This is a genomic window from Sphingomonas sp. 10B4, assembly GCF_035019905.1.
Lineage (GTDB): Bacteria > Pseudomonadota > Alphaproteobacteria > Sphingomonadales > Sphingomonadaceae > Sphingomonas > Sphingomonas glacialis.
This window is the reverse complement of sequence record NZ_JASJVC010000141.1, coordinates 1-2,632: the sequence shown is the minus strand read 5'-3', so window position 1 is coordinate 2,632 and position 2,632 is coordinate 1. Positions and strand designations below refer to the sequence as shown.

Sequence of the window (2,632 nt, the reverse complement as noted above, 5' to 3'; positions counted from 1 at the left end):
CCGCCGAGGCCGAAGCCAATTACTATGCAGCCCTTGAGAACCTGGATATGGTTGCATGACTCAAACCAAATAGCCTCCAGGAAACCCGGGACGGTTCAGTTCATGCGCGACAACTGGCTGTCTAACCGCATCTTCTCATCTTACGACGACAACGTCGATCGCTGCTGCTTCGCCTGAAACCGCCTCACCGATCAGCCTTGGCGCATCATGACACTCAGCCTCAGAACATGGGCGCACAGGTCGTGATCAACGAGTCTTGGTATTAGTGGTGTGGCATGATCCCGGCTCCGTGCCGGTAAAGCGGGGACAAACTATCGTCCGGAAGTGCGGGATCTTGCGCCTCCACTGCGGCCATTGATGATGGCAATTCAAATGGCAATTTGCCTTTTGGCGGAATTCGGCCCGTCACACTTGCAAGCAGCGCCTCGTCGGACACTCCGAAGTTCGCCAGAATCGTGCTTGCTGCCGTATCCATCCCCCCCAGAACCGCTGGCCGGTCAAGGAAAAGTGCAGCAATAACCGGCACCTTCGCACTCAATTCCTGCACGCTGACTAGATCTGGATCACCCGCGCGGAAATCCAACCGGCCCTCGTGCTGGCGGGAGCCGAAGAAGTGATAAGGGTGTAGCCGTTCAAACGGTGCAGAGATGCGAACCAATGCGACTTGCGCCTGCGCAGGATTAGTGACTGGGACAAGTCCCGCAGACAGGATCGCTTCGGCAGAAATCCCGCGTGCGAATACCCGGGTTCCGGGCTTTAGCGGGAGTAACTTGTGTGGGTCCTTGAGCAGCACTTGTGCTTCGGCTTGCGCCTTCAATGCCAGCGCAGCAACCTCTGGAGGATTGACGGTCCTCGCTGTGTCCCGAGCATCGACGAAGGGATTTTCGAACAATCCCATCTGGAATTTGACTGTCATCAAGCGGACAACTGACTGGTTGAGGCGTGCCTCGCTTAACATTCCCTTGTGGACAGCTTCTACGATAAGCTCAGGCTCAGCCACACCTCCGAACTGATCAATGCCGGCATTCATGCCCATGGCAAACCGCTGCATTCGCGTCAGCCCTTCGACGCCCCAAGGCATGCCAAGTTCTGCACGGCCTTGTGGAGTCTCTGCGCTCGGGGCCATGCAGCGCTGCAAACAATCGTTGGTGATTGACCAGTCTGACAAGATGATCCCCTTGAACCGGTAGCGCCCGCGTAGCAGGTCCGTCAGCAGTTGGCGGTTGAACCCTGCCCCAACCTGCTCAACCGGCTTGCCGTTAACCCTTGCTCCGTCAACAACGCTGTATGTTGGCATAACAGCGCCAACGCTTGCATCAAAACCGCCGAGAAACGGCTCAATTTGCAATTTGAAGGTCCGCGCATTTACCCGCGATATGTGTCCGTAGGCGTTATGTGCATCCAAACCGTTCTCCGTGGCCCCATAGGCTACCCAATGCTTTATCGTGGCCAGAACGCTATCCTGGCCGATGCCGCCTCGTCCGCCCTGAAAGCCTTCGACATAAGCGCTCGCCATGGCGCGTGATACTTGTGGGTTGGAGCCAAACCCGCCGTATCCGCGCGCCCAACGCGGCTCAGTGTAAAGATCCACTTGGGGCGAGAGTGCCTGATGAATTCCCGTTGCACGATATTCACGCCGGGCAATATCCCCGAACTGCCGCACCAGACTGACATCACCGAGCGCAGCGAAACCCATCGATTCCGGCCAGCGGGAATACCCAGCCCCATTGCTGCCTTGGCCAGTGATATACAGGAAGTGGTGCCGCGGATCGGTGCTGACGGTTAGCGGAATCCCAAGTCGGCCCCCTTCTGCAAGCTTCTGCGCCGCGTTATTTTGCTCGGCCATGCGGGCCGGAGGCACCGCCAGTCGCGTCAGGAAACTGGTAATCTTCTTGCTCTGGACCAGCGCGCGCAATGGTTCTGGATCATATCCCAGCGATGACATGCCGCGTTCGGTGGCGATTTCGGGAAAGTTCCCGTGCATCACAGCGCCGGCCTTTTCTTCGAGCGTCATACGCGAAACCAAGTCGGCCGACCGGACATCAGGTGAGCGACGCCAGTCCTCATAGGGCGTCAATTGCCCGTCCCTGTCGAGATCGCGGAATTGCAGGCCGTCTATCACAATGACCGGAATTGTCCGGCTGCCGATTGTGAGCTGCGCTGGCAAACCACGCGCGAATGCAGTCGAGCAAGCAGCGCCCAAAAGAAGGGTGCAAAGCGTGCGATGAGCAGTACCTGTTCGTAACACGGGTTTTCCTTGGAATTTCTGAAGCTCAGCTGCGCCGTGCCTCGCAATCGCGAATTGCAAAAAAACAGCCGTTCACCCAAAAGTGGTCTGCGCAGATAACACGAGGCTTGTTTCAACTTAATTTGAGAAGCGAGCCACGCTGTGCGTTAGGCAAAGGCGCAGCCGCGCGCAAGGGTCAAGACATTGGCCCAACGGCCGACTTCGCGCTTCTCGCTATTGCCCAATTCTTTCATCGCAGCACAATATGAGCATAGCACGCCGGTGGTGATGGCTCTGTCATAGCAATGTGGCAGGAGCGGCGGGCCGCTGCTAGTGGTTCTCGCCTTACATTTGAGTCCGATTAGGGATTCCCGTCGACGTTTTGGCGTGCGAGTCATCGGGGAT

1 protein-coding gene and 1 pseudogene are annotated in these 2,632 nt (G+C 57.4%); one reads left to right on the top strand and one right to left on the bottom strand.

Annotation, left to right across the window (positions count from 1 at the left end; all coding sequences use genetic code 11):
- Positions 1-96 precede the first annotated feature (96 nt).
- Positions 97-246 (top strand): annotated as a pseudogene (locus QN347_RS19035) (IS630 family transposase); the annotation flags it as partial.
- A gap of 16 nt (positions 247-262) precedes the next feature.
- On the opposite strand, the gene QN347_RS19030 reads toward QN347_RS19035, so the two are convergent.
- Entirely contained in the window at positions 263-2,308 is a 2,046-nt protein-coding gene (locus tag QN347_RS19030) for a glycoside hydrolase family 3 protein (RefSeq protein WP_323494319.1), read from the bottom strand.
- Between the last annotated feature and the right edge of the window lie 324 nt (positions 2,309-2,632).